Below are 25,266 nucleotides of genomic sequence, written 5' to 3'. Positions count from 1 at the left end.
CGTGTTATCATTTATGTCATGAGGTCCACGAGGGGCATACTGGTCGCCGTCGTACTCCTGGCAGGAGGGGGGGCCCTCTCCTCGCTCACCCTCCACTCCTTCGAGCTCAGCGACACCATAGGCATTCGTCTTTCCTCGGTGGACGACGCCGCCCCCCCTCCGGTGACCCACCTCCTGAAGGGGGCGGTCCATCTCCCCCTTGGAGAGGACCTCTTCCTCATCCCCGGGATCTCCCTCTGGTTCGGAGAGTACCTCTTCACAGGAGAAACCGCAGCACCCGCCGAACTGGAAGCACCCGACGCGAGCCTCCTCATGATACCGGGACTCAGTCTCGAACTCTCCTACGACCTCCCGTTGACGAGAGATCTCTCCGCAGGAATGCGGGGCGGCATCCTTCTCCAGTTCCCGTTCGCCGTCAGAGGGTACGGGGAAGACCCGTCCGCGAGTATCATGGAATACTACTACGGCGGGATCCGCCTCCTCTACCTCAGAATCGCCCCTGAGCTCGTCTGGAGACTCTCCTCGTTCGGGCTCCTCGTAGGACCCGACATCGAACTCCCCCTCTTCCATGTCTGGGATGGAGAACCCTTCGTCCACCACCTCCTCGTCGGACTCCGACTGGGACTTCGTTTCTATATGTGACGCTCCGGCGGTATCGGCTCCCGCTCACCCATGAGCCCCGCCACGGTCTCACCCAGGAAGCTCACGCAAAGGACATCCAGAAGGGTGCCCATGCTCACGAGGAGAGGAAAGACAGGCCGGAAGATGAGATAGGCCTCGTCCAATCCCCTGCCATACAGGCGGGAGAGCATCACGAGTCCCACCATCACCGCAGACCCGGGGAGTGCACCGAACAGAGGGAGGAAGAGGAGCCCCATCCCCGCGAGCCAGAGATAATCGAGGGGAGAAAGCCCCAGACTGGAATAGGACGAGAGGAGCACCGTGAACGAGATGAGCATCACCCCCATGCTTCCCGCCCTCGCGAACAGGATACCCACCGGATAGGCGAGGGCTCCCACCTTCCGGGGAATCCCCCCGTTCTCCTTTCCGAGCCTGATGAGGGACCCCAGAGGAAAGTAGCCGTCGCCCGGGAAAAGCCCCAGGAAAAGGGCGGGAAGGTGGTGGAGGAACCATCTTCCGGTGCCTCGGCGGATCCACACCGTGCTCACCAGCACGAGCACGAGAAACAGGATCCCCCCGAAGACCCCTATCATCCCAAGGAGATTGCCGTAGAGACTGAGGTCGGTCTCCCCCCTCAACGAATAGAGGAAGTGTGCGACCACGCCGACGAAACCGAAGGGAAGGATCTCCACCACGAAGGCATTCACGAGATAGAACACCCTATTGGCGGCATCCACGACATCCACGAACGGATCCGTGAGATACGAGTCGAGAGGGATGATGCTCCCCAAGGAAAACCCCACCAGCACCACTGGGAGGAGAAAGGAGCCTGAGGAGAGAAAGATCTCAAAGAAGTTCATGGGAACGAGGGAGAGCAGGAGACTGCGTATATCGGGGATCTCCACCGGCTCCACTTCTTCCACGAGTATGGGGATCCGCTCCAGGGGGAGGAACCCCGAGGAAAGGAGGGCAAGGAGCACGACCCCTATATCGACCGCACACACTACGAGGAAGAGGCGACCCAGGATCTCTCCGATACGACCCTCCCGTTTCAGCTCATAGGTTCCGATGATCACCCCCGTGGCCACGAGAGGAAGGAGGAAGAGCCTCCCCAGTCCCACCACCACATCACGTACGAACGAGAGGATCTCCCCTGTCGTATCGTCGAGCGGAAGGAGCAGACCGAGCGCGCCGCCGAGAAGGACAGCAAGCAGGATCTTGAGCCAGATCTTCATAGGTCCTCCTACTTGGAAAACCAGAGTCGGCGTCGTTCCCTGATCTCCCGCCACCGATAGAGGGATTTCCCGTCCCCTTCCAGTATCGAATCGACGAGAGGATCCAGGGTCGCCTTCTCCCGTCTGAGTCCCCGTGCGGGTATCCCCATACGCCTACAAACTTCGAGAAGGGAAAGAAACCCTGCCTCGAGGAGGGGAACGAGAGGAGAAGAACCTTCGCCGTCGGCATCGAGCACGAGGACCACTTCGCTCTTCCTCGTGAGTTCCGCCGCTTCCTTGAGGAGGAAGAGCCACCCCTTCAGACAGGTGTCCACCCTCTCCTCGATCTCAGAAAAGGAGAGCGGGCCTCCGCTCTCCGGATGCACACGATGAAGACACACGAGCCGCTCCAGCTCCCCCTTCTGGAGCACCTGGAGGAGGAGGGACTTCGACGAAAACGGCGATGAAGGCTTCCAGGGGAGACAAGGTTCGTCGACATTCTCTCCCGGGAACGCGAGGAATACATCGATCCCTCTCTCCCTCAGCCTCGCCTCGAGCCGTTCCGCCTCTCCGGAGAAGTGCGAGACGATGAGCAGGTTTCCCATGTCGGTATAGTACAGGGGTTCCGAAGCCGTGGTCAACATAAAAGGAATGTGCTACCCTCTGCGTGAGGGAGGAAGCCATGAGGATCGGACTTGCCCAGATAAACCCGGTGATAGGTGATTTCTCCGGCAACGTGAAGAAGATATGCTCTTTCGCCATGGAGGCCTACCGACAGAAGGCGGATCTCGTGATCTTTCCGGAACTCGCCCTCTGTGGCTATCCCCCCATGGACCTCCTCGAGCATCCCTCCTTCGTCCAGGAGAATCTCAGGGCCCTCAGGACCCTTCAACACGAACTCCCCCCTGAGCTGGGGGTGGTGGTGGGCTATGTGGAAAAGAACAAGTCCGCCGCAGGGAAACCTCTCCACAACACAGCTGCGCTCATCCATCAGAGACGGATCCTCCTGCGCCAGCACAAGACCCTCCTCCCGACATACGATGTGTTCGACGAGGCCCGCTACTTCGAACCCGCGTCTGAGCGAATCGTGGTCCCGTTCAAACGGCGGCGGCTGGGAATCGCGATCTGCGAGGACATGTGGGGCGAAACAGAACCGCAACCGGGCCTGAGATACCCGATCGACCCCATACAGGACCTCCTCGACCAGGGAGCCGAGATCATCCTCATACCCTCCGCCTCCCCATACTACATGGAAAAGGTCCTCCTACGAGCAAAGATCATGGAACTCATAGGAAAAGGATCAGGGGTCCCCCTCGTCTACGTCAATATGGTGGGAGCGAACGACAGCCTCATCTTCGACGGACAATCACTGGTGACCGACCGGGAGGGAAGGCTCGTCTTCAGGGCCCCGGCCTTCGAGGAGGGACTCTTCCTCATCGATACCGAGGCACTCCCCGCCCCCCTTCCTCCCCTCGAGGTCTCCCGCCTGGAGGAGGTGCGGGGAGCCCTCCACCTCGGCATCCGCGACTACCTCACAAAGACCGGATTCGATCGGGTACACCTGGGTCTTTCCGGAGGGATAGACTCCGCCCTCGTGGCCACCCTGGCGGTGGAGGCCCTCGGTCCGGAGCGGGTGTCTGCCTTTCTCATGCCCTCGCAATTCTCCTCGGAAGGCAGTGTCCACGATGCCATGGCCCTCGCCGGGAATCTCGGCATCCAGGCGCACACGCTCCCCATCCGGGCTGTCTTCGACACCTTCCTCTCCACCCTGGAACCCGTGTTCCAGGGGCTTCCCTGGGACATCACCGAGGAGAACATCCAGGCCCGCATAAGGGGAACCATCCTCATGGCCTATTCCAACAAGATGCGTTCCCTCGTCCTCACCACCGGAAACAAGTCGGAACTCGCCGTAGGATACTGCACCATCTATGGGGACACCGCGGGCGCCCTTGCGGTGATCGGAGACCTCTTCAAGACCCAGGTATACGCACTCGCCCGACATATCAGGGAGGACACCGGGGTCATCCCTGAAGAGATCCTCACCAAACCCCCGTCCGCCGAGCTCAGACCCAACCAGACCGATCAGGACAGTCTCCCCCCCTACGAGGTCCTCGATCAGATCCTCGAACTCTACCTCCTCCGGAATCTCACGGCAGAAGATATCATCGCCAGAGGCTTCGATCCCGACCTCGTGCGACACGTACTCCTCATGGTCGTGCGGGCAGAACACAAACGACGACAGACCCCTCCCGTGCTGAAGATCTCTCCCCGGGCCTTCGGAACGGGACGAAGGATCCCCATCGCCCGGGCCCCGTACGAGCCCTACTCGTAGGAGAGTTCCAGCACCACCGCCTGGTACGGGGCAAGCGCGAGAGGAAGACCCTCTCTCTCCACCACGTGCAGATCCCCGCCCCCACGGCGCCCGCTGATCCGGTCGTACCAGGACAGCCTGCGCCCCCCTCCCGAAGGAGGCCCCCATCCCCCCTCCTTCAGGACCATCCCATTCCTGGGAGAACCAGAATTGTTGTAGCAGACGAGGTGTCGCCTCCCTCCTCTCTGCGAGAAAAAGGAGAAGACATCCTCGACGAAGCCTCCCTCCGTCGAGAACCGGCACACTTCCCATCGCTCAGGACGGGCGAAGAGCTCCCTCTCCTTCAGGAGAGGAGTTATCGTCTCATCGTGCCAGGCTTCGAGCTCCGCACCCTCCTCCCAGCCCGGACTCTTCCCGTCCATCTCATACTTCTCTCTGAAACCCTCCCACTGGCCATGTGTGAAGAGGATACTCCCCGGAAGGGTGGTCAGGAAGACGACCGCACCCTGATACTTCCTGAGGGGATCGTATCTCATGAGAGGAGGAAGGTCGTCAGGGCTGGAGAGGTAGAAGAGCATCCTGCCCGCCCGTTCCGGTCGTCGGGCGAGATCTCTCAATCTCTCCTGAAACCGGGAATTCTCCTCCGCGGCCACGTGCGCGGCGAACGAGGCGTCGTACACTGCATCGAAGAAGAACCGGGAGGCACACGCGTCCTGGAGTCCCCAGAAGACCTCGGCCACGGTGAAGAGATGGGGAAACTCGAGACACACCTCCTCCACCTCATCCCAGAACTCACGCGGGTAGAGGGCCGAGAACTCCTCATCCCCGAGGGAGAAGCGTTCCCTCGAGGGAACCATGGTACGTTCGCCCGGGGCCGGGAACCAGAGCCTCCGGTACTGGTCTCTCATGAGGAGCATCGCAGCGTCGAAACGTATCCCGTCGGCCGCCTCTCCCACCCTTCGTATGGTCCTGAGCATCTCCTCTCGAAGGTCTTGCCTGGTGTAGTCGAGTTGCGCCGTATCGTTCCATGGCACCGACTGGTTGTCGTTCCCATGATAGAGGTATCGCACCTCCCCCGTGCGCCTGTCACGCCTCTCGAAGACCACCGCCGCATCCTTTCGGGTGTAGTACCCATCCTCCACTCTGATCTCTATGTGAGGGTGGCTGGAGAGGTTCTCACCCGAAAATCGATACCAGGGGAAGGGGGCTTCTCTCGTGGAGATGAACCAGTCCGGATGCCCGTACACCCAGTCGCTATCGATGGCGGTGTGGTTGGGTACCACGTCCACCATGAGCCCGATCCCGTACCGATGGAGACGCCTCCTCAAAGAGAGGAGATCCTCCCGGGTGCCTGCCGAAGGGTCCACACGGTACGCGGTGATCGCATAGGCCGATCCCAGCACATCCCCCTTCCCCATGAGCTCCTTGAGCCGTCTCGAGGCGTTGCTCCGCTCCCATACACCTATGAGCCAGAGGAAGGTGATCCCCCTCGACGAGATACGCTCCACCTCCTCCTCGGGCACTTCCCGCAGGGATCGAACAGGTCTCTGGTACCGGGCCGAGAGATGGAAGAACCACAGAGGAAGACGCTTCACCAGTACAACGCCATGTCTTCCTTGATCCGCCTTCACACGTGTGTCCCGAACCGCTTCACTGTGAATTCCTCAACTCCCTCAACCTGTCACGGATACGCGCGGCTTCCTCGTACCGCTCGTTCTCTATGGCCTTCTTGAGCTCCTCCTCGAGACGCGAGACCTCGAGCTGCCTGGGATCCGGCGCCTGTTCCTCCTCTTCCCCCACGATCTGGACCGAGATCGCCGTCTCCTGCACCACGAAATCCGCGACGTAGACCGGGCAATGCATCCTCACCGCCAGAGCGAGGGCGTCGGAAGGCCGGGAGTCGATGACAAGGGTTTTCCCTTCATGGGAGAGGACGAGACGCGCATAGAATGTCGCCTCCCTGAGGTCACAGATCTCCACCTTGAGAAGCTCCACTCCCAGCTCCCTGAAGAGGTTGAGTATGAGATCATGGGTGAGCGGACGGGGCATCGGCACGTTTCCGAGGCCGATGAGGATGGACTGGGCCTCGAGCTGCCCTATGAAGATGGGGACCACCTTTTCCGAGCCCTTGGGGCGAACAAGGACCGCATTCCCTCCCTCTGTCCGCGCGACGGTCCAGACCTCCGCTTCGAGAAACTTCACTTCGTTCATCACTTCAATAATACTATCCTTGTCCCTGCTTTTCAAACCTCACACACAGACCCTGTTCCTTCCCTTCTCCTTTGCCATATAGAGGGCCTTGTCGGCACGCTCTATGAAATCCTCGGGAGTGGCGTCCCGTCGGGGATCGTACTGCGCCACGCCGAGCGAGATGGTGATATGCATGACGGCGCCACCATAAGGGATCTCGAGGTGTTCCACCGCGATCCGGATCCGGTCGGCGATGCCCACCGCCGCCTCGAGCGGCGTATGGGGAAGGAGCACCGCGAACTCCTCGCCTCCGTATCTGGCCGCGATGTCGTTTTTCCTCGTATGAAAATGGATCACACGGGCGATCTCCTGGAGTACCTTGTCCCCGGCGAGATGGCCGTACGTATCGTTGAGTCGCTTGAAGTGATCGAGGTCGGCCATGATGAGGGAGAGCGGAGTCTGTTCGCGTTCCACCACCAGCATGAGATCCGCGAGCATGGAATCGAAGTAGTTCCTCAGCTTGAGATGAGTGAGGAAATCGGTGACCGCCATTTCGTAAAGAAAGGCATTGTGAAGTGCGATACTCGCGATACCCGCCAGATCCATGAGGTATCGCTTCTCGTACTGGCTGATGGGTTCCCCGTCGATCCTGTCTCCCAGGATGAGGATCCCATAGAGCACCCCTTTGGCCACGAGGGGAACCACCAGATCGATGGAGAGGGAATAGAACGGCAACCGTTCCATCTCCTCCCTGGAGATCACCCTGCCCATCTCTTCAAGGGTGAGAGGCTGTGAGGTCTTCTCGAGAAGAGAGATGATCGGATGTTCTCCGGGAATCCGGTACTCCACGTCATGGACGAGATCGAAACCGAAGTAGTTCCTGTGAAGGACGAAGTCGTGCTCACCCACTCCCCGCCTCACGAAGATGCCCACTTTCACCACCCTGAGCTGCCCCATACAGACATAGAGGATGCTGTCGATGAGCGTTTCCAGTTCGAGGTTGGTGTTGAGACCTTTGCTTATCTCGATGAGTTGTCTGAGATCAAACAGCTGCTTCTGATACAGCGCGAGCTGCTCTTTCGTGAGTTCAGAGTCTTCCATGGATGGTACGGGCTCCCCTCCCTCAAGGGACTACTCATTGCACTATTGTACAACCAGCCCCGGGATATTACAAGAGAAAATGCCCATCCCTTTCTCCGGCTAGAAATCATCGAGTCCGGAGAAATCAAGTGTTGCGAAATAATCGTCGACCGTCTCGGCCCTCCGGATGCACACCGCCGATCCATCCTCTCTCAGGAGAATCTCGGCGGAGCGGAGCTTCCCGTTGTAATTGAAACCCATGGCATGGCCATGGGCACCCGTATCATGGATGACGATGATGTCTCCAGGCTCGATCGGAGGGAGCGCTCTGTCGATGGCGAACTTGTCGATGTTCTCGCAAAGACTTCCCACCACGTCGTAGACTTCCGAAGGCGGAACGTCTTCCTTTCCGAGGACCGTGATGTGGTGGTAGGCGCCGTACATCCCCGGTCTCATGAGGTTCGCCATGCACGCATCCACACCGATGAAGCGCTTGTAGGTATGCTTCCTGTGGATCGCACGCGTGATCAGAAACCCATGGGGACCCGTCACCATCCTCCCGTTCTCCATCACGATTTGTGCAGGGTAGAGACCTCTCCGCACGATCATCTCGTCATAGGCGGCCTTGATCCTCCGAGAAAGCTCGTAGAGATCCACCGCTTCCTGATCCGGTCTGTAGGGTATACCGATCCCCCCCCCGAGGTTGATGAACTCTATATCGACTCCCACCTCCTCCTTCACCTCGGCGACGAGGGAGAAGAGGAGCCGTGCCGTGTCCTCGAAATAGTCCACATTGAGCTCGTTCGACACCACCATGGTATGGAGCCCGAACCGTTTCGCCCCCTTCTCCTTGAGGAGGCGATATCCCTCTATGATCTGCTCCCGCGTGAACCCGTACTTGGATTCCTCGGGATGACCGATGATGGCATTCCCCTTCTTGAGCGGCCCCGGGTTGTAACGCATGCATATGAATTCGGGTATTCCCACATGCGCTTCGAGATAGGGGATGTGGGTGATATCGTCGAGATTGATACGGGCCCCCAACTCCCAGGCCTTTTGGTACTCCCAATACGGCGTATTGTTCGAAGTGAACATGATCTCCTCGCCCGAGAGCCCCACCTTTTCAGCGAGGACCAGTTCGGGAAGAGAACTGCAATCCGCACCCATCCCCTCCTCCTTGAGGATCTTGAGTATATAGGGGTTGGGAAGGGCTTTCACCGCAAAAAAGTTCTTGAATCCGCCGGGAACCCAATCGAAGGCCTCGTAGAGCCTTCGCGCCGTCTCCCTGATACCCCTTTCGTCGTAAAGATGAAAGGGAGTAGGGAACTCCTCTATCAGCCGTTCCATCTGGTCCTTCGAAAAAGGGAGCACTCTCTGCATGGCCTTCCTCCGATCCCTCAGTTGAAGAGCGAGACATCCTTTCCTGTATAGTAACGAAGGACGGTCTCGAAGGCTAGCCGTTGTCCCTCCAGGAAGGCCCGCTCCTCCTGGGACGAGGATCGTTCGTGCTCGAGGAGGAGGCGGATGATCTCCACCTCGAGAAAGGAGGAGAGGCTCTTCTTGCTTCCCAGGAGAGGTCTCGCCGGGACTCCTCCCGGCTCAGGATGTTCGTCGCCTCCCTCCTCCTGGAAGAAGACCAGACATCCAAGAGCCTCATCCCTGTCGCTGTAAAAGGGAGCAATGTCGAGGATCACAGAGATCCTCCGTGCATCCTCTCGGAGCAATACCGCACGAGTCCTATGGCGGGTCTTCGACTCGATGATCTCCTTGAAGGGGGGTTCATGGAGGATGTCCTCTGTCTCCTCGAACAGGGGGACCGCCTTGCTGAAAGGAAGACCCTGGATCCTTTTCGCCTGGCTGAGGAGGAAACCCTCCGCCCCTGAACTCACATATCGGATCCTTCGCTCCACATCCACGACCACGAACGGCACGTGCAGATTCTGAAGGAGTGCCTTCATCCACACCCGCGTCTCAAAGAGCTCTCTGTCCTTCTTGTACTTCGAGAGGGCCATCCTCACCGCCACCTTCAACTGATGGGGATGAAAGGGTTTGAGTATATAGGCATAGGGAAAGGTCTCTTCTGCACGCATGAGGAGGCCCGGCTCGGAATACGCCGTCAGATAGATGACGGGGACGAACCGCTCCTCCTGGAGTCTCCGAGCCACTTCGATCCCGTCGATCCCTGCCCCAAGGTTGATATCCATGATCAGGATATCGGGAAGCACCTGTTTCGCGAGCCGGACCGCCTCCTCCCCCGAATAGGCGGTATGGACACCGGAGATACCGAGCCTCTCGAGCTCCTCTCTCACCTGAAGGGCGATGACCGCCTCGTCCTCCACAACGAGAATCGTCACACCTTCCATCCGATATGTACTATACCCGAAACTTCGACAGATCGCAACAACACTCTTACCAGGAAAACCGCGTGCCGAACCAGAAATAGTGGTTCGTCGCCTCCTGACCCTCTTCCAAATCCACGTTCCAGATATACTCATACGTGTAGCCGCCTTCCAGCTCCAGCACGCCGTGGAAGGCCGGAACCTCATAGGAAAGCTGCTGTGTGATCTGGAGGGTCTTCTCGATCACCTCCTGTGTGAGGAAGCGGGTGGGTTGTGCATCGAACGTGGGATATCCGTCCTCGGTGTACCCGTCATCGAAGATACTCCCATCCCCCGGCTCCACGTTCTCATAACCTTCGGAGGCGTTCCCATGGCGGATGAAACGCAGGGAAGGGATCCATCGAAGGGAAGACACAGGGGTAAGAACCGCCTTGACCTGGATTCGATCAGAATTGGGAGGGAGAGCGGGCCCGAGGTTCACCCCATCGTGCGTGTAGTTGAGGTAATTCACATCGGAATCCCTATGGGTGTACATATAGGGGGTGATGAGAAGATAGTCGAGCGAGATCCCTGCGAGGAAGGGGGTGAAGGCGCTCCACCGGAGACCGGCCCGTAGGGAGGCCTTATAGAGGGTGTTGAAGTTGAATTCCACGAGATCGTAGAACTCCGCATCGTCCACGTACACCTCGAGGGCCGCCTTTATCCCGTGCGGCAGCCTGGCCGCCAGGGAAAGACCGAAGAGCGAATTGTCGGGAGCCCCGGCGTAGATCTGCTGATAGGTGAGCTGCGAGAGAGGAAGGAAGTAGTAGAGATCGAACTCAGGACCCCATATCACCGTCTCCCATATCCCGAACGAGAGCCACGGGAAGATCGGAATGGAGAGGCCCTGGAGACGAAGATGTTTCCCCCTGTAGCTCCCGGCCCCCTCGTTGTCGGTCGCGACGAGCTCCATGTAGAGCCATGTATAGGTGAACCAGGGAGTCCTCCACACGAGATCGAAGCGTGGCGCGTGGGGAGCGTCCTGGGAGATCACGATCCCCTCCTCGTCCCACACCCCGTAGCTACTCCTCATGAGCCCCGCCTGAAAGAAGAGATCGGACGATCCCAAGGTGACCGCCGAATGGATACTCTGTTTCACGTAGTACGTCCTCTCCCCGATCTCGAAGTCCGAGGAGTCCGCCACCAGATCCATCTGCAGAGTCTCGTACGAGGAGAGTGCCATCCCTTCCATGAGGAGATCTCTCCTGGGGGGGCGGGCAAGAGCGAGCGAGGCTCCTTCCTGCTTGTCCACCAGATAGAGGCCCCAATCGGCGAGGATCTCGACCCCGGAGGCGGGGTACATCCGGGCATCGATTCCTCCTCCTCCGATCCCGAAGAATTCCCCGGATGCATTCATGCGGAGATCGATCCGACCGGAGCCCTCTATGGAGGTTTCCGTGCCGACCTGGTCGAGGTACTGGAGTGCCCGCTCCCTTACGAGCCCGGTACTCCGATCCACCACCCGGGAAAGCAGTTCGCGGAGCACGGTTTCGGGATAGGGTTTGAGGGGAGGAAGGTGATCCACATACCCCGCTCCCTCGCACAGGGCGAGAAAGGTGTAGATTTCGTCAGCAGGATCGAGGCCCGGGGATGCCGAACCGAGGAATCCCACACCAACCAGGAGCCACACCATCGTCCAGCGTCGTCTCATGGAGAATCCTCCTCCCACAGCCTATACAAAAAGGGGGATACATGAAAAGCCAGGGCCTTCACCCTCTCCTTCCAGAGGACTCCGTACCACCGCACCGCATCGTCTGTCGGGGGCACTGAAGAAAGTTCGAGTCCGATCTCCACCTCCTTGCCCAGAACCCTCTCAAACACGAGGAGCGTCCTCCAGGCGTGATACCAGTCGGTCACGATGAGGATCTTTGAAAGACCTCTCTCCGAGAGGAAGGACTTGGTGATCCTCGCGTCCTCATAGGTAGAGGCAGAACCCTCAGCTCCTATCACGATCGAGAAAGGAGGATTCGAGGCGGAGACATCCTCTAGATATTCGCGATTGTCTTCCAGAAGTACGCAGGGAATGAAGACCAGGGGGATCCCCTCTTTTTCGGCGATCTCGACCCCCTTCTTGAACCTCCGTATGATCTCTCCCTCGAGCGCCACCACCACCTGAGGGGCTTCTACCCTGGCCGACACCGCGAAATCTTCGAGACGGAGAGGCATCCTCAGAGCAAAGGGGATGAGCACGAACCCTACATACAGGAGCAGACCCAGGAAGGGAACCTCACACATCGGCCCCCTTCCGCAGGAGGCCGATGCGCACGCCTCCATACTCACATTCCGACTGCGCGCCGTATCTCCTCCACCTTGTCCACCCGTTCCCAAGGGAACTCCTCCCTTCCAAAGTGCCCGTACACCGCCGTGGCCCTGTAGAGAGGGCGCTGGAGATCGAGAGTTCGGATGATCCCTTCGGGAGAGAGGTCGAAGACCCCGTCTATCGCCTCCTCGAGAGCCCTATCGGAGACCTCCCCGGTTCCGAAGGTATCCACCATGATGGAGACCGGACGGGGGACTCCTATGGCATAGGAGACCTGGATCTCGCATCGTTTCGCGAGTCCCGCCGCCACGATGTTCTTCGCTATATAGCGGGCCATATAGGCGGCCGAACGATCCACCTTGGTGGGATCCTTTCCTGAAAAGGCTCCCCCACCGTGGCGGGCCATCCCTCCGTACGTGTCCACCATGAGCTTCCTTCCGGTGAGGCCCGTGTCTCCGTGGGGACCTCCTATGACGAAACGCCCCGTGGGATTGATGTAGTAGACCGTCGACTCATCGAGAAGTCCCGTGGGTTCGAGCACCGGCCTGATGACCTGATCGATGAGGACCGTTCTGATCTCTTCGTATTCCAATCCGTCGTCGTGCTGATGGGAGAGCACCACGGCGGTGATTCGCTTCGGGGTCCATCCCTCGTATTCCACCGTGACCTGGCTCTTGGCATCCGGCCGCAGCCATGGGATCACCCCCTCTTTACGCAGTCTCGCCGCATGCTGGAGGAGTCTGTGTGCGCACATGATGGGCATGGGCATGAGTTCCGGTGTCTCGTCGCAGGCGAATCCGAACATCATCCCCTGGTCCCCAGCCCCTCGTTCCTTGAACAGGCCGATCCCCTCCAGCACACCCTGAGCGATATCGGGACTCTGCTTCTGCAGCACATTCACCACACTCATACTCCTGTAGTCGAGCCCGTATTCCGCCCTGTCGTACCCTATCTCCTTCACCACTTCACGCACGAGCTCCTGCACGTCGATGCGCGCCTGGGAGGCGATCTCCCCACCCACGAGCACCATTCCGGTGGTGGTGAAGACCTCGCAGGCCACCCTGGATTCGGGATCCTGGGCGAGACATGCGTCGAGCACGGCATCACTCACCTGATCTGCGATCTTGTCCGGATGCCCTTCGCTCACCGATTCCGAACTGAAAAGATATCGCCTCAGACTCATGACCTCTCCCTTTCTGGTTTTCATCGCTAGTACCGATAGTGCTCCGGCTTGTAGGGCCCGTCCTCGGGTACTCCGATGTAGGCCGCCTGCTCCGGAGTGAGCCTGGTGAGTTTCACCCCCAGCTTCTCCAGATGAAGCCGAGCCACTTCTTCGTCCAGTTTCTTCGGAAGACGATACACCCTTCGCTCGTACCGCCGCCGGTTCCGCCAGAGATCCATCTGGGCGAGGACCTGGTTGGTAAACGAAGCTGACATCACGAAGGCCGGATGTCCGGTCGCACATCCGAGGTTCACCAGCCTCCCATCGGCGAGGACATAGATGGAATGGCCATCCGGGAAGGTATAGCGATCCACCTGAGGCTTCACCGCGGTTCTCACGATATCGGAAGCGGCCTTGAGGCCCGCCACATCGATCTCTGCATCGAAGTGTCCGATGTTGCACACGATCGCCTGATCCTTCATCCTCGCCATGTGATCCACCGTGATCACGTGCACGTTCCCGGTGGCGGTCACATAGATATCAGCGATACCGAGGGTGTCCTCCACCGTCGTCACCTGATATCCCTCCATCGCCGCTTGGAGGGCACAGATGGGATCCACTTCGGTCACGATCACCCTCGCGCCGAAGGCCTTGAGGCTCTGGGCACACCCCTTCCCCACATCGCCATAACCACATACCACGGCCACCTTGCCTGCGATCATCACATCCGTGGCCCTCTTTATCCCGTCGATGAGGGATTCCCGGCATCCATAGATATTGTCGAATTTGCTCTTGGTGACCGAATCGTTCACATTGATAGCGGGGACCAATAGTCTGCCCTGTTCCTGCAACATGTAGAGTCTGTGAACACCGGTGGTCGTCTCCTCTGAGACACCCTTCCACCGCTCCACCACTTTATGCCAGTGGTGCGGATCCTCCTGATACACCCGCCTGAGGAGTGCCTTCAAGGCCCGTTCGTCCTCCGACTGCGAGGGCTCATCCACCCACCTCGACCCCTCCTCCAGCTCGTATCCCTTGTGGATCATGAGGGTCGCATCCCCCCCGTCATCCACCACGAGATCGGGCCCTCCCCCGTCCGGAAAGGTGAGCGCGTTGAGGGTGCACTCCCAATACTCCTCGAGGGTCTCCCCCTTCCATGCATACACGGGGATCCCTGCCTTCGCCACAGCAGCCGCTGCATGATCCTGCGTGGAGTAGATGTTGCAGCTCGCCCAGCGTACTTCCGCCCCCAGGAGACGAAGCGTCTCGATGAGTACGGCGGTCTCCACGGTCATGTGGAGTGATCCGGAAATCCTGGCTCCAGCGAGAGGCTTGGCGTCCCCGTACTTCTCCCTGAGCGCCATGAGCCCAGGCATCTCCTTCTCCGCCATCTCTATGGCGGCCCTTCCCGCCTCCGCGAGTCCTATCTCCTTCACCCGGTAGGGATCATGGGTTCCTATCATCGTTTCCCCCTGAAAAGTATTCGTCCCACACCTTCATAGACGAAACCCGTCTTCCTGGCCCGTTCAGGATCGAGCACGTTCCTCGTGTCGAGGATCTTCCTCTCTCTCATGAGCTCCGCGACCCGCTCGAGGTCGAGATTGCGGTACTCATTCCACTCGGTGCAGATAAGGACTAGATCGGCCCCACGTGCGGCCTCATACTCGTTCTCCGCGTACTCGATGGAAGGCACGAGGCGCCTGAAGTTCTCCATGGCGAGGGGATCGTGCGCACACACCACCGCCCCTTCCTCGAGCATGGCCCGGATGATAGGATACGCCGGTGTCTCACGTACATCATCGGTTTCGGCCTTGAAGGCGAGTCCCAGCACGGCGATGCGACGACCTTCGAGGGAGCCTCCCAGGAGTCGCTTCGCCTTCTCGACCATCCTCACCCTCTGGGCCTCGTTCGCTCGGATCACCTCCCTCACGAGCGAGAGGTCCACCCCGTACCGCTCTCCGATCTTCACCAGGGCCTTCGTGTCCTTCGGGAAGCAGCTGCCTCCGAATCCCGGTCCCGGATGGAGGAATTTCGGACTGATCCTCCCGTCCATCCCCATCGCTTTGGCGATCACATGGACATCGGCTCCCACTTCCTCCGCGAGATTGGCTACCTGGTTGATAAACGAGATCTTGGTGGCGAGGAAGGCGTTCGCCGCATACTTGATGAGCTCCGCAGTCTCCCAGGAACACCACACGAAGGGCGTCTCTATGAGGTAGAGCGGGCGGTAGATCTCGTGCATGACCTCCTTCACCCGCTCGTTCTCGTACCCTATCACCACCCTGTTCGGATGGAAGAAGTCCTGAATGGCCTTTCCCTCCCTGAGGAACTCGGGATTCGAGACCACATCGAAGAGCCGGGGATCGACCATCCGTGAGAGCTCTTCATGGATCCATCGGTTCGTTCCCACGGGCACCGTGGACTTCGTCACCACCACCAGATAGTGGTCTATCAGGGGGGCCAGTTCCTCGAGGACCGCCTCTATCTGGGAGAGATCCGCTTCCCCGTTCTCCTTTTCAGGAGTTCCCACGGCAAGGAAGACCACTTCCGCATCCCGGAGGGCCTCCTTCATGCTGGTGGTGAACGAGAGCCGCCCCGCGGCGAGATTCTCCCTCAGATAGTACTCGAGTCCCGCCTCATAGATCACCGGATCCCCTGCGGAAAGCCGGGCGACCTTCTCGCGGTCGATATCCACCCCCACTACGTGGTTGCCGAAATCGGCGAGCCCCACACACGTGGTGAGACCCACATACCCGGTCCCCACCACCGCTATCTTCATAGGCATGAGCACTCCTTTCGATGAGAGGCGAGCGTGCGGAGCTCACTCCTCCTCTTCCACATACTTTCGATAGTCATCCGCGGAGAGGAGTTCCTCCAGTTCAGCCGGATCGGTGGGCTGGAGCTTCACGAGCCACCCCTCCTCGAAAGGCGACGTATTGAGGAGATCCGGTCTCTCCTTGAGGGTCTCGTTGATCTCCACGATCTTTCCCGAGACCGGCATGTGCACATCGCTCGTCGTCTTCACGGATTCCACCACCCCGAAGGCCTCACCCCTCTTTTTCACCACACCTACCTCGGGAAGCTGGACGAAAACCACATCCCCAAGGCTGTCCTGGGCATAGTCGGAGATACCGCACACCACCACATCCCCTTCACGCCGGGCCCACTCATGGGTGCTCGCATATCGCACGTCGTCTCTGAATTCCATACCCGCCCTCCTTCAGCGTTTTTGGTCAGTATAGTACACTCTCACCTGTTTGATGAGCCCCTCTCCCTCACTCTTCGTCGCCACACCTGGAATGCCGCTTATGGTGGTGTGGATGAGCCTCCTCTCGAAGGGATTCATCGGCTCGAGCAACACGGATCGCTTCGTCCTCTTCACCTTGTATCCTACCCTCTTGGCGAGCTGGACGAGCTGTTCCTGGCGACGTTCCCTGTAGTTCTCGGCGTCCAACACCACCCTCACTGAACTCCCCCCGTCACGGGAGGCGATCACATTGGCCAGCACCTGGAGGGCATCGAGGTTCTTGCCCTTCTTTCCGATGAGAATGTGCGAATACTCCGATTCGAGTACCAGGACGAGCTTTTCTTCCGAGCGCTCCTTCACCTTCACCCTCGAAGGGAAGCCCATCCGCTCGGTGATCCCTTCCAGAAACGCCACCAGGTGCCGTTCGAGTCCGACCTGCGGAGCCCCGCCACGCCTCTCTTTCCTGCTCGCATCGCTTCCATCCGGCACGTGAACTCTGATCACCACCCTTCCAGGTCGGAAGAGCCTGGGTTTCTGCTCCTCCACGATCTCCACGTCGAACTCCTCTCTCACAAGCCCCAGGCTCTCTATCGCCCGCTGCAGGGCCTCCTGCTCGGTTCTGCCTTCAAATTCCTGTACCATATGAGATCTCCTTAGTCTGAGGTTTTTCGCTTCATCACTCTGTTGATGTAGAGCTGTTGGGCTATGGTAAAGATATTCATGGCCACCCAGTAGACGAGAAGCCCCGCGGGCGCATTGTACAGGATAAAGAGGAACACCACCGGGAGGACATACATGAAGACTTGGTTCTGTGACGATGAGGAGGCGCCTTGCGTGATCTTCGTGGAGATGATCTGGGTGACCACAAGGATGAGCGGAAGGAGCCGGATATCGGTCCATCCCAGGAGAGGAAGCGGAGTATCGAAGTGGAATACGCTCTCCGGTACCGAAAGGTCATCGATCCATCCCGGGATGAACGTCGCCCCCCGAAGGTCGAAATGGGAGCTGAAGAGACCGTACATGGCGAAAAAGATGGGTATCTGGAGGAGGAGAGGGAGACACCCGCCCAGGGGATTCACCCCTTCCTTCTGATAGAGGAGCGCGAGCTCCTGGTTCATCCGCTGGGGATCATCCTTGTAGCGGTTTCTGACTTCCTCCATCTTCGGCGCGAGCTGCTGCATCTTACTCGCCGACTCATACGACTTGTGGGTGAGGGGAAAGAGGAGGATCTTCACAAAGAGCGTGAGAAGGATGATGGCCACCCCATAGTTCGGGATGATCCGGAAGAAAATCTGCAGGAAGAACTTGAGGATCCCTTCGAGCCATCCCAGAAGAGAGGTGTCGACCACCTTCTCGAGATGGAGTTCTGAGAGACCGGCGCTGTTCTCGTTCTTCTTGTTGTATTTCGAGAGTTCCCCGCTGATCTTTGGCCCCACGTAGAAACGATACAGATCGGTGATCCGTGCGCTCCTCGCCGCCGGTCTGTAGAGGTAGACGGTCGATCCCAGTGGGAGATCACCCTCGACTACGGTGGAAAAGGCCACATCATACTGCGGCAAGAGAGGAATCGCGATGAGGGTGAAGTACTTCCCCGAGATGGCGACCCATGTGGGATCACCCTCCTCGAGTTCGGAGATCTTCCCGGGATCGAGACGGACCTCCTTCCTCTTGCCGTTGAGGAAATAGAAGAACTTCCTGTACTCGCCGTAACGATCGAGGGCGGCGAACGGAGGACCTATCTGGGGACCGGTGTCAAGCGTGTACATGACGCCCTCGAAGTTCAGAGGAAGGGAGCTGTTCTCGGAGTTGACGAGTTCCACTTCGAGGTCGAAGAGATACTCCTCGGGATAGAACCGATACCTCTTCGTCACCCTGAACGGAGGAAGCCCGCTGAGCCGGACATCCTGAAAAAACTCGACCGTCCGTTCGTCCGGCCTCCTCACCTGGAACGGCACGTCGAGGAGGAGATCCCCTTTCCCTATCGAGAGGGAAAAGGCGTTCCGCCCCCCTTCGGGGCGATAGACCATCTCGACACTTTCCTCCCCATCCCTGTGGGTGAGGAGTTTGAGAGACCGTACCGTCCCCCCTCTGGACGAAAACACCACCTCCATGAGCGGGGAGCGGTAGACCACCTCGCGATCCTCCGCGGGGAGGAGCGCCTCCACGGAAAGACCGGAAGGAAGTCCCTCCGAGAGGAGAGACGACCCTTCCTGTGAGGAGGTCGCCTGAGGTGTGGGCGTCTCTGAAAGGACTTCCTCTTCCACAGGGGCGGGGACCTGAGGAACCTGCGACATGAAAAGCATCTGATTGATCACTGCACTTACAATGATCACCACGGCGGAAAGGATCACTGCGATCACCACATTTCGTTCCATACTCGATATACTCCTCTCTTAGGGCACTGGATCGTATCCACCAGGATGGAAAGGATGACACTTGCTTATACGCTTTATCCCCAGAGACAGTCCCTTCACCAGGCCATACTTCTCGAGCGCCTGGATGGTATAGTGTGAACACGTGGGATAGAACCTGCAACGGGAAGGAAATGCAGGGGAGACAAACCGTTGGTAGAGTCTGATGACGAGGACGAGAAGCTTCCTAGGAAATGCGATCCATCTCACCCACCAGCTCTGCCGCTTTGAGAAGGGAGCGGAACTGCTCCATCCGTGCTTCATATGAATAGTCTCCGGGAAAGAGAATGAGCGCCAGATCATATCCGGGAGGTAGAAGGTCCTTCTGGAGGCGAACGCACTCCCTCGCCACACGCTTGAGACGATTACGTTCCACCTTACTTTTTATGCTCCTGGGGACCACAAACAGGATCCTAGAGTAGTCACGTCCATTCTCGATGAACGTGAGACCCGCACCCTTTACTCTAACCTTCCGTCCCTCAAGAAACAGGCGCTGAATATCCTTGGGCCTTGCAAGGCGCTCTTTCTTAGTAAGGCTTCTTTTCATCTGAGACGGTGAGTTTCTTTCTTCCTTTTGCCCTTCTCCTCTTCAGGACGAGACGTCCACCCTTCGTCTTCATGCGGGCACGGAAACCGAACTTCCTCACTCTCTTCACCCTGCTGGGCTGATACGTCCTCTTCATAAAGGTATATCCTCCACTCCAAATGGAAATATCATTCGATCTGGTCGTTCAAGTATAAAAACACGAAGAGATCACGTCAAGGCGCGGCGGGAGAGGGCTCTGTCAAGGAGGAGTGTTGAAATTGAGCTGGAGCTGATAAGGGGTGCGTCTCCCACACTGCGAGTGTATCTGCATACCCACCACGTAGAGGCCTACCGCCTCATCCGCATGGGCACGGCTCATATACCCAGGATACCTCCGCAGAAAGCTTCTCATGTGCCGAAAGAGGTTCTCCACAAGGGCGTTCGTCCTCACCTTCTCCTTCCACTCATAGGGCAGCTCCAGATAGGAGAACAGTCGGTCCTTCCGCCACAGGAGTGCGGCACTCATCCGCGGCGCACGGGCTCCCCACTCCTTCCAGAACCCCTCAAGGGCCTTCTCCGCCTCCTCCTTCTCTCGTGCCGCCAAAAGCTTCCGGTAGGCATCCCGAAATGCCCGCCGCATCTCCTGTACGTGCCTCTTCTCCTTACCTCTCAGTTCATTGAGGAGCGTCCGCTCAAGGGTCCGCTCAAGGTGCCAGAGGCATACCTGCTTCTTCGCCTCAGGATACACCGTCTCCACGGCCTGCCAGATCCCCTCAGCCTCATCGGCCACCACCAGCTCCACCTCATGAAGCCCCCGCTCATAGAGCCTGGTAAGCAGTCGCTCGTAGCTCGCTCGCTCCTCCCGCTCCGCAACGACCCAGTCGAGTAGCTCATGAGACCCGTCCTCCTTCACCCCCACGGCACTCAAGATCACCAGCCCCCTTCTCCCTTTTCCCCTCAGCTTTCCCCACACCCCATCCAGCACGAGCGCCTTCACCCCACTAAGCGGCCGCCTCCGCCACCGCTCCTTCTCCTCACGAAGACGCTTTATGATCCGTAAGATCGTCTGAGGGTGGGCCTCGCCTATCCCTAACTCCCGTAACAGGATGGCATATCTCCGCGCGCTCATCCCTCCCACATACCCAAGGAGGAGCTGCTCGGTGAGGGCCACGAGCCTCTGCTCATAGGCGACCAGCTTCACCTCCTTCCCCCCGCCGGTGCGGATCCGGGGCACGCGTACCTCCTCGATCGGCCCCCATGGGGTCTGCACACTCTTCCACTTCCTGTAGCCGTACCGGTAGTACGGTGGCTTCTCAGCCTCCCCTCGTGCATATCGCGGTCGTCCCACTGCCTCCTCTCTCAGTGTCTCAAGGAGGTGCTCCAGGTACGTCTTGTAGGTGTGGCGCACTTCCTCCCGGAGTTGGGCCTCCACTTGCTTCATGAGGCCAGAGAGGGTATACTGTGTCTCAGTCAGTGCGCGTGTCTTGCCGCGCTTCATGGGGTATCTCCTCCTTGAAATAAAGGATTAGTGTGGTGGGAGATACCCCTTATCTTTTTTTCCCGCGTTTTTCAACACTCGATGTTACAGGCCCCGGGAGAGGGTCTTTCTCAATCGCTCGAGGGCCTCCCTCAGATGAGGGTCTTTTATCCGCTCGGTCTCCGTCGCATGGATCTCCTCGACCTCCACCGGTTCCGTCCCCTCGGAGGACTGCGTACGAACCTGGTCCTGTGAGGACCGAGGGGTCATCGTGGGCTCCACCCGAAACTCGAGGCGGCGTATCCCCAGCGAGGGGAAGTCTTTCTGTAATCGAGAGAGTATATACCTCTCTTTGAAGTGTACTTCGGCGAGCCATGCCGGGTGATCGACGACGACTTTCACGACACCTTTCTCTACGTCCTCGATCCTGCAGTGGTACGCGAGACGTTCCCCGAGGATCCGTCTCCACATGTGAAAGAAACGAAGATACATTTCACCCTGCTCGGGGGCGATATGGGAGAGAAGAGCGCGCACGAGTTCACTGGCTCGTTTCATCCGGAACGATCCGTCCTTCGACTACATGATACACCAGACTCCTTCCTCCTCCAAGTACCTGGAGGATGGGCTCTTCCGGAAGGAATGTGAAGAAACTCTGTCTCCCATGAGGAATCATCTCTACGACCCGTCTTCGCTTCAAAGGATCGAGCTCGAGGAGCACATCATCGAAGAGAAGGATGGGGGTCTTGCCCGTACTCTCCCGCACATATGTGGTCTGCGCCACCCTGAGCAAAAGGGAGAGCAGACGTATCTCTCCTGTGGAAGCATAGTCGGGGACGGGATGTCCGTTCATGGTAAAGACGAGCCTGTCCCTGTGGGGACCGCGTCGCGTGAACCCCACCATCAGATCCTGCGTGCGCTCACTCCTGAGGATCCGCATCAACTCCTCTTTTCCGTCTCCCTTCAGTGAAGCACGGTACGAGACATCGAACACGTTCCCTGAGAATCCGAACTCCTCGCACGTACTCCGAAGGATCGAAGAAAAGGCATCCATCATTCGCTCGCGTTTTACCGTGATCTGATGAGCGATGTCGGCAAGTTGGTCGTCGTACACATCCAAAAGATCCTCCCGGGCTTCCTTGAGGGCCTCGTTCCGAGAGGTGAGTATCCTGTTGTACGTCCTGAGAGAGTCGAGAAAGAGAGGATCCACCAGGGTGAGGATCTGGTTCATGAACTGCCTATGGAGGAGCGGCGACCCTACCACGAACTGGATGTCGTCGTGCGCGAATACGATACATGGAGAAATGGAAAACAGTTCCTTCCTGTTCGCTATCTTCTTCTCGTTGAGGAATATCTCCTTGGAGGTGGGACCTATCTCCACGAGTATGGGTAGTATGTATCCTTCCTCGGTTCTGAATTCTCCATGGACCCTGCAGGAGCTCCGTCCCCTCCTTATCAGGAAGGTATTCTGTCGTGTACGGAACGAAACACCATAGCAGAGAAGGTAGACGAGTTCGAGAATGTTCGTCTTTCCCTGACCGTTCTCGCCGACAAACACGACCACAGGGGCTCCCACGTCGATCGTCCCCGTGACGATATTGCGGAACCCCTCCGAACCGATGGTGAGGAACATATCCTCAATCGAGCTGCATAGGCATGACGATGTGGAAGAACTCCCTCTCCGGCACCGGCCGGACCGTGATGGCTCGACTCGGCTCGGTAAAGGCGATCTCGACCTGCTCCTCTGTCATGACCTTGAGCGGTTCGAGAAGGTAGAGGTAGTTGACGGCGATGGTGACCTCTTCGTCGGCATACTGCGCGGGGATCTCTTCCTGTGCCACCCCGAGATCGGTCTCCTCGGAACTCACCACGAGCACCCCCTCTTTCACCGTGAGGAAAACCCTCCGTGACTTCTGTTCGACGAGGAGGGACACCCGTCTCAATGCCTCGAGGAACTCCTCTCTCTGGAGCGTAAAGGAGTGCGCCTGCTGTTCAGGTATGACCCGCCTGTAGGCGGGGAAATTTCCCTCTATGAGGTTACTCGAGAGGTAGACATCCCCGTATCTGAGGAATACATGTTTCTCTCCGATCGCGACGTCGACCATACCCTCACCGGGGAGGAGTTTCCTCGCAAGATGGAGGATCTTCGGCGGGATGATCACTCCGTTGAAATCCGGAACGCCACCATCCACCCCTTTTTCGATATAGGCGAGTCTCCGTCCATCGGTAGCCACCATTGTGAGCCCTTTCTCTCCCTTCTCAACGAACACCCCGTTCATGAAGTAGCGCGTCTCATCATCCGACACGGCGAAGACCGTATGGGATATCATTTCGAGTAGATCGCTCTGAGGTATGGAGAAGTACGAATCTCCGTGGAGAGGCATCTCGGGATACTTGTCGGGGGAGATGGTCTTCAATGTGAAATTGATCTTCTTGAAAACGGTTCTTATGTGGAGGGAATCGTGTTCATCGAGCTCGAACTCGACCGCTCCGGAGGGGAGTGACCTCAGGATACCGAGTAGTTTGTCACAGAAGACCGTGGTGGCACCTTCCCTCGAGACCTCCACAGGGCTGCTCGTCTCGAACCCCACCTTGAGATCCGTGGCCCTGATGGTGAGCCTCGAGTCCTTCGCCACAAGGAGGACATTCGCGAGTATCGACAAGGCATTTTTCGACGCGATGATGTCCTGTGCGAGTGAGATGTCCTTTATGAGTTCATCTCGTTCACAGGTGAATTTCATGACCCTCTCCTTTCTATAAGATATAAATTCTAGTAGTCGTAATAGTAGAGGACGGAGAATTGTGGAAAATGCTGTATCTTTTTATATTGGAATAAAAAACAATTCTCTTGCTCATCTCCCTTTTTCCACCGTCTGTCCGGTTTTCCACACGTCTCGAGATTATATACAGGAATTCCATAAAAATACCACCTCTTATTTCGTACCCTCCTGGACCTCTCTGATGAGCTGGGCGATGATGGTATCGAGAGTCGGATCCGTCCTCATTTTCGATTCTATCTTCTGTATGGCATACATCACGGTGGTGTGATCCCTGCCACCGAAGTATTCTCCTATCTCCGTGGTCGAGTATTCAGTGAGCTCCCTTGCGATGTACATGGCGATCTGACGAGGGAAGACCACCGTCCTGGTCCTCTTCTTGTTTCTGAGGTCGCTCTGTGTGATCCCGAAGTAGTCGGCCACGACCTTCTGTATGAGATCTATCGTGATGTTCGTCTGTTTCGTGGTCGTGAACATGTCCTTGAGCTGTGACTTTGCGATATCGATGGTGATATCTCTGTGTACGAGCTCGGCGTATGCGATGAGCTTGGTGAGTGCGGCTTCGAGATCCCTTACGTTTGTGGTGACGTGTTCGGCGATGAAGGTGATGACCTCGTCGGGGATGTGGACGGTTTTCTGTTCTATCTTTTTTTTGAGAATGGCATACCTGGTCTCGAACGAAGGAGGTTGGAGATCGACATTGAGACCCCGCTCGAACCTGCTCCTGAGGCGATGGCTGATGTTCTTCAGTTCGGAGACCGGGCGGTCACAGGTGAACACCATCTGTTTGTTGGCATCGTAGAGTGCATTGAAGGTGTGGAAGAGTTCCTCCTGGGTTTCGGTCTTGTTCATGAAGAAGTGGATGTCGTCGATGAGGAGCACGTCCACGTTTCGGTACTTCGTCTTGAATTTGTGGGTCTCCTTGTTCTGGATCGAGGCGATGAATTCGTTGGTGAATTCCTCTGCGGTGACGTACACCACCTTGAGGTTATGGAATTCCCCATACACCGAGTTCCCGATGGATTGGAGGAGGTGTGTCTTTCCCAGGCCGACTCCTCCATAGATGAGACACGGGTTGTAGGCCGTTCCGGGATTCTTTGCAATCGCGAGTGCTGCGTTCGCTGCGAATGCGTTGTTCTCACCGATCACGAAATTCTCGAAGGTATAGTCTCGACGGAGCTGGGGATGGGGTGGTCTCTCCTTCGGAATCTCCCGTTGAGGGGAGGAAGAGGAAACAGGTCGTTCCTGCGCGAGGGACCTTTTTTCCACTACGAAATCGAGCAGGAGTTTCCTTCCGAGGAGTTCGTAGAACTTGTCTTCTATGAGCCTCTGATACCGCTGCTTGATCTGATCCCGGACGAAAGAGGAAGGGACCCTGATCCTGAGGGTCTCCTCCGATCCGTCGTAGTAGTCCACCTCGAAAAACCAGAGGCGAAACTCCTGTTCGGTGAGGACGCCCCTCAGGAGATTGAGCGTTTCCTTCCATACGATGCTGTAATCCCAGGCATGTTCCATCACGTATTCCCTCGCATGTTATCCACAAATTTTCCACATCACATACAGGAATGAAACAAACGTAAGTATACCATAAAAACGGCGCTTTGTAGAGATCCAG

At 57.9% G+C, this 25,266-nt stretch carries 25 protein-coding genes; 2 read left to right on the top strand and 23 right to left on the bottom strand.

Features of this window, described 5'->3' with window-relative positions; translation table 11 throughout:
• Positions 1-18: 18 nt before the first annotated feature.
• Positions 19-642 carry a hypothetical protein gene (locus STHERM_RS00120; RefSeq protein WP_013312841.1) on the top strand — a complete coding sequence of 208 codons (624 nt, stop codon included), beginning with the start codon at positions 19-21 and terminating at the stop codon, positions 640-642.
• Here the strand turns inward: STHERM_RS00120 and STHERM_RS00115 are convergent.
• The gene (locus STHERM_RS00115) at positions 633-1,856 is read right to left on the bottom strand and encodes a cation:dicarboxylate symporter family transporter (RefSeq protein WP_013312840.1); all 1,224 of its coding nucleotides are present in this window, start codon (positions 1,854-1,856) and stop codon (positions 633-635) included. The genes STHERM_RS00120 and STHERM_RS00115 overlap by 10 nt on opposite strands.
• Positions 1,857-1,864: 8 nt before the next feature.
• Positions 1,865-2,440, bottom strand: a complete 576-nt coding sequence (locus STHERM_RS00110; protein ID WP_237223296.1) for a hypothetical protein — start codon at positions 2,438-2,440, stop codon at positions 1,865-1,867.
• 77 nt (positions 2,441-2,517) lie between these two features.
• Here STHERM_RS00110 and STHERM_RS00105 point away from each other — a divergent pair, with 77 nt between their 5' ends.
• Positions 2,518-4,167, top strand: coding sequence for an NAD+ synthase (locus tag STHERM_RS00105; RefSeq protein ID WP_013312838.1), 1,650 nt, complete (start codon positions 2,518-2,520; stop codon positions 4,165-4,167).
• Here STHERM_RS00105 and STHERM_RS00100 read toward each other — a convergent pair.
• From STHERM_RS00100 to dnaA, 21 genes are all read right to left on the bottom strand, one after another.
• A complete protein-coding gene (locus STHERM_RS00100) occupies positions 4,158-5,741 on the bottom strand; it encodes an alpha-amylase family glycosyl hydrolase (RefSeq protein ID WP_237223294.1) in 1,584 nt (527 codons plus the stop codon). The two genes, STHERM_RS00105 and STHERM_RS00100, sit on opposite strands and share 10 nt — an antisense overlap.
• Before the next feature lie 55 nt (positions 5,742-5,796).
• Complete coding sequence (locus STHERM_RS00095; protein ID WP_013312836.1) at positions 5,797-6,357, bottom strand: bifunctional nuclease family protein; 561 nt, start codon at positions 6,355-6,357, stop codon at positions 5,797-5,799.
• Positions 6,358-6,396: 39 nt separating this feature from the next.
• Positions 6,397-7,437: a diguanylate cyclase DgcA gene (gene dgcA / locus STHERM_RS00090; protein ID WP_013312835.1), complete on the bottom strand. Its 1,041-nt coding sequence runs from the start codon at positions 7,435-7,437 to the stop codon at positions 6,397-6,399.
• 99 nt (positions 7,438-7,536) lie between these two features.
• The gene (locus STHERM_RS00085) at positions 7,537-8,796 is read right to left on the bottom strand and encodes a diaminopimelate decarboxylase family protein (protein WP_013312834.1); all 1,260 of its coding nucleotides are present in this window, start codon (positions 8,794-8,796) and stop codon (positions 7,537-7,539) included.
• Positions 8,797-8,813: 17 nt separating this feature from the next.
• The gene (locus STHERM_RS00080) at positions 8,814-9,779 is read right to left on the bottom strand and encodes a response regulator (RefSeq protein ID WP_041623059.1); all 966 of its coding nucleotides are present in this window, start codon (positions 9,777-9,779) and stop codon (positions 8,814-8,816) included.
• Between the two features lie 46 nt (positions 9,780-9,825).
• Positions 9,826-11,445: a hypothetical protein gene (locus tag STHERM_RS11635; RefSeq protein WP_041623057.1), complete on the bottom strand. Its 1,620-nt coding sequence runs from the start codon at positions 11,443-11,445 to the stop codon at positions 9,826-9,828.
• Positions 11,442-12,029: a YdcF family protein gene (locus tag STHERM_RS00070; RefSeq protein WP_013312831.1), complete on the bottom strand. Its 588-nt coding sequence runs from the start codon at positions 12,027-12,029 to the stop codon at positions 11,442-11,444. The genes STHERM_RS11635 and STHERM_RS00070 overlap by 4 nt, the downstream gene beginning before the upstream one ends.
• 41 nt (positions 12,030-12,070) lie before the next feature.
• Positions 12,071-13,237 carry a methionine adenosyltransferase gene (gene metK / locus STHERM_RS00065; RefSeq protein WP_013312830.1) on the bottom strand — a complete coding sequence of 389 codons (1,167 nt, stop codon included), beginning with the start codon at positions 13,235-13,237 and terminating at the stop codon, positions 12,071-12,073.
• 26 nt (positions 13,238-13,263) lie between these two features.
• Entirely contained in the window at positions 13,264-14,679 is a 1,416-nt protein-coding gene (gene ahcY / locus STHERM_RS00060; RefSeq protein WP_013312829.1) for an adenosylhomocysteinase, read from the bottom strand.
• On the bottom strand, positions 14,676-16,001 hold the full coding sequence (locus tag STHERM_RS00055; protein WP_013312828.1) for a UDP-glucose dehydrogenase family protein: 1,326 nt from the start codon (positions 15,999-16,001) through the stop codon (positions 14,676-14,678). The genes ahcY and STHERM_RS00055 overlap by 4 nt, the downstream gene beginning before the upstream one ends.
• Positions 16,002-16,037: 36 nt before the next feature.
• Positions 16,038-16,424, bottom strand: coding sequence for a glycine cleavage system protein GcvH (gcvH, locus tag STHERM_RS00050; RefSeq protein ID WP_013312827.1), 387 nt, complete (start codon positions 16,422-16,424; stop codon positions 16,038-16,040).
• A gap of 12 nt (positions 16,425-16,436) precedes the next feature.
• Positions 16,437-17,105 carry an RNA-binding cell elongation regulator Jag/EloR gene (gene jag / locus STHERM_RS00045; RefSeq protein WP_013312826.1) on the bottom strand — a complete coding sequence of 223 codons (669 nt, stop codon included), beginning with the start codon at positions 17,103-17,105 and terminating at the stop codon, positions 16,437-16,439.
• A gap of 11 nt (positions 17,106-17,116) precedes the next feature.
• Entirely contained in the window at positions 17,117-18,838 is a 1,722-nt protein-coding gene (gene yidC, locus STHERM_RS00040) for a membrane protein insertase YidC (RefSeq protein ID WP_013312825.1), read from the bottom strand.
• An 18-nt stretch (positions 18,839-18,856) separates the two neighbouring features.
• The gene (yidD, locus tag STHERM_RS11385; RefSeq protein ID WP_013312824.1) at positions 18,857-19,138 is read right to left on the bottom strand and encodes a membrane protein insertion efficiency factor YidD; all 282 of its coding nucleotides are present in this window, start codon (positions 19,136-19,138) and stop codon (positions 18,857-18,859) included.
• Positions 19,062-19,421: a ribonuclease P protein component gene (gene rnpA, locus STHERM_RS00035; RefSeq protein WP_041623055.1), complete on the bottom strand. Its 360-nt coding sequence runs from the start codon at positions 19,419-19,421 to the stop codon at positions 19,062-19,064. Before rnpA ends, yidD begins: the two co-directional genes overlap by 77 nt.
• On the bottom strand, positions 19,402-19,557 hold the full coding sequence (rpmH, locus tag STHERM_RS00030; protein ID WP_013312823.1) for a 50S ribosomal protein L34: 156 nt from the start codon (positions 19,555-19,557) through the stop codon (positions 19,402-19,404). Before rpmH ends, rnpA begins: the two co-directional genes overlap by 20 nt.
• Positions 19,558-19,659: 102 nt before the next feature.
• Positions 19,660-20,898 carry an IS256 family transposase gene (locus STHERM_RS00025; RefSeq protein WP_013312822.1) on the bottom strand — a complete coding sequence of 413 codons (1,239 nt, stop codon included), beginning with the start codon at positions 20,896-20,898 and terminating at the stop codon, positions 19,660-19,662.
• An 84-nt stretch (positions 20,899-20,982) separates the two neighbouring features.
• Positions 20,983-21,432, bottom strand: a complete 450-nt coding sequence (locus STHERM_RS00020) for a DciA family protein (RefSeq protein ID WP_013312821.1) — start codon at positions 21,430-21,432, stop codon at positions 20,983-20,985.
• A complete protein-coding gene (gene recF, locus STHERM_RS00015) occupies positions 21,416-22,507 on the bottom strand; it encodes a DNA replication/repair protein RecF (protein WP_013312820.1) in 1,092 nt (363 codons plus the stop codon). The genes STHERM_RS00020 and recF overlap by 17 nt, the downstream gene beginning before the upstream one ends.
• A 4-nt stretch (positions 22,508-22,511) precedes the next feature.
• A complete protein-coding gene (gene dnaN / locus STHERM_RS00010) occupies positions 22,512-23,615 on the bottom strand; it encodes a DNA polymerase III subunit beta (RefSeq protein WP_013312819.1) in 1,104 nt (367 codons plus the stop codon).
• A 192-nt stretch (positions 23,616-23,807) separates the two neighbouring features.
• The gene (gene dnaA / locus STHERM_RS00005; protein WP_013312818.1) at positions 23,808-25,166 is read right to left on the bottom strand and encodes a chromosomal replication initiator protein DnaA; all 1,359 of its coding nucleotides are present in this window, start codon (positions 25,164-25,166) and stop codon (positions 23,808-23,810) included.
• Positions 25,167-25,266: the final 100 nt, after the last annotated feature.

The sequence above is a fragment of the Spirochaeta thermophila DSM 6192 genome (assembly GCF_000147075.1).
GTDB classification, from domain to species: domain Bacteria; phylum Spirochaetota; class Spirochaetia; order Winmispirales; family Winmispiraceae; genus Winmispira; species Winmispira thermophila_A.
The sequence above is the reverse complement of the archived record's forward strand: the minus strand, read 5'-3'. Positions and strand labels throughout refer to the sequence as shown.

Bases quoted from the DNA above. Each gene is read 5' to 3' on its own strand.
- gcvH (WP_013312827.1), bottom strand. From the start codon at position 16,424: ATGGAATTCAGAGACGACGTGCGATATGCGAGCACCCATGAGTGGGCC.
- STHERM_RS00110 (WP_237223296.1), bottom strand. From the start codon at position 2,440: ATGGGAAACCTGCTCATCGTCTCGCACTTCTCCGGAGAGGCGGAACGG.
- recF (WP_013312820.1), bottom strand. From the start codon at position 22,507: ATGTTCCTCACCATCGGTTCGGAGGGGTTCCGCAATATCGTCACGGGG.
- dnaA (WP_013312818.1), bottom strand. From the start codon at position 25,166: ATGGAACATGCCTGGGATTACAGCATCGTATGGAAGGAAACGCTCAAT.
- STHERM_RS00080 (WP_041623059.1), bottom strand. From the start codon at position 9,779: ATGGAAGGTGTGACGATTCTCGTTGTGGAGGACGAGGCGGTCATCGCC.
- dnaN (WP_013312819.1), bottom strand. From the start codon at position 23,615: ATGAAATTCACCTGTGAACGAGATGAACTCATAAAGGACATCTCACTC.
- STHERM_RS00095 (WP_013312836.1), bottom strand. From the start codon at position 6,357: ATGAACGAAGTGAAGTTTCTCGAAGCGGAGGTCTGGACCGTCGCGCGG.
- STHERM_RS11635 (WP_041623057.1), bottom strand. From the start codon at position 11,445: ATGAGACGACGCTGGACGATGGTGTGGCTCCTGGTTGGTGTGGGATTC.
- ahcY (WP_013312829.1), bottom strand. From the start codon at position 14,679: ATGATAGGAACCCATGATCCCTACCGGGTGAAGGAGATAGGACTCGCG.
- STHERM_RS00120 (WP_013312841.1), top strand. From the start codon at position 19: ATGAGGTCCACGAGGGGCATACTGGTCGCCGTCGTACTCCTGGCAGGA.
- STHERM_RS00025 (WP_013312822.1), bottom strand. From the start codon at position 20,898: ATGAAGCGCGGCAAGACACGCGCACTGACTGAGACACAGTATACCCTC.
- STHERM_RS00055 (WP_013312828.1), bottom strand. From the start codon at position 16,001: ATGCCTATGAAGATAGCGGTGGTGGGGACCGGGTATGTGGGTCTCACC.
- dgcA (WP_013312835.1), bottom strand. From the start codon at position 7,437: ATGGAAGACTCTGAACTCACGAAAGAGCAGCTCGCGCTGTATCAGAAG.
- STHERM_RS00070 (WP_013312831.1), bottom strand. From the start codon at position 12,029: ATGTGTGAGGTTCCCTTCCTGGGTCTGCTCCTGTATGTAGGGTTCGTG.
- STHERM_RS00115 (WP_013312840.1), bottom strand. From the start codon at position 1,856: ATGAAGATCTGGCTCAAGATCCTGCTTGCTGTCCTTCTCGGCGGCGCG.
- STHERM_RS00105 (WP_013312838.1), top strand. From the start codon at position 2,518: ATGAGGATCGGACTTGCCCAGATAAACCCGGTGATAGGTGATTTCTCC.
- rpmH (WP_013312823.1), bottom strand. From the start codon at position 19,557: ATGAAGAGGACGTATCAGCCCAGCAGGGTGAAGAGAGTGAGGAAGTTC.
- STHERM_RS00020 (WP_013312821.1), bottom strand. From the start codon at position 21,432: ATGAAACGAGCCAGTGAACTCGTGCGCGCTCTTCTCTCCCATATCGCC.
- yidC (WP_013312825.1), bottom strand. From the start codon at position 18,838: ATGGAACGAAATGTGGTGATCGCAGTGATCCTTTCCGCCGTGGTGATC.
- jag (WP_013312826.1), bottom strand. From the start codon at position 17,105: ATGGTACAGGAATTTGAAGGCAGAACCGAGCAGGAGGCCCTGCAGCGG.
- metK (WP_013312830.1), bottom strand. From the start codon at position 13,237: ATGAGTCTGAGGCGATATCTTTTCAGTTCGGAATCGGTGAGCGAAGGG.
- STHERM_RS00085 (WP_013312834.1), bottom strand. From the start codon at position 8,796: ATGCAGAGAGTGCTCCCTTTTTCGAAGGACCAGATGGAACGGCTGATA.
- yidD (WP_013312824.1), bottom strand. From the start codon at position 19,138: ATGAAGCACGGATGGAGCAGTTCCGCTCCCTTCTCAAAGCGGCAGAGC.
- rnpA (WP_041623055.1), bottom strand. From the start codon at position 19,421: ATGAAAAGAAGCCTTACTAAGAAAGAGCGCCTTGCAAGGCCCAAGGAT.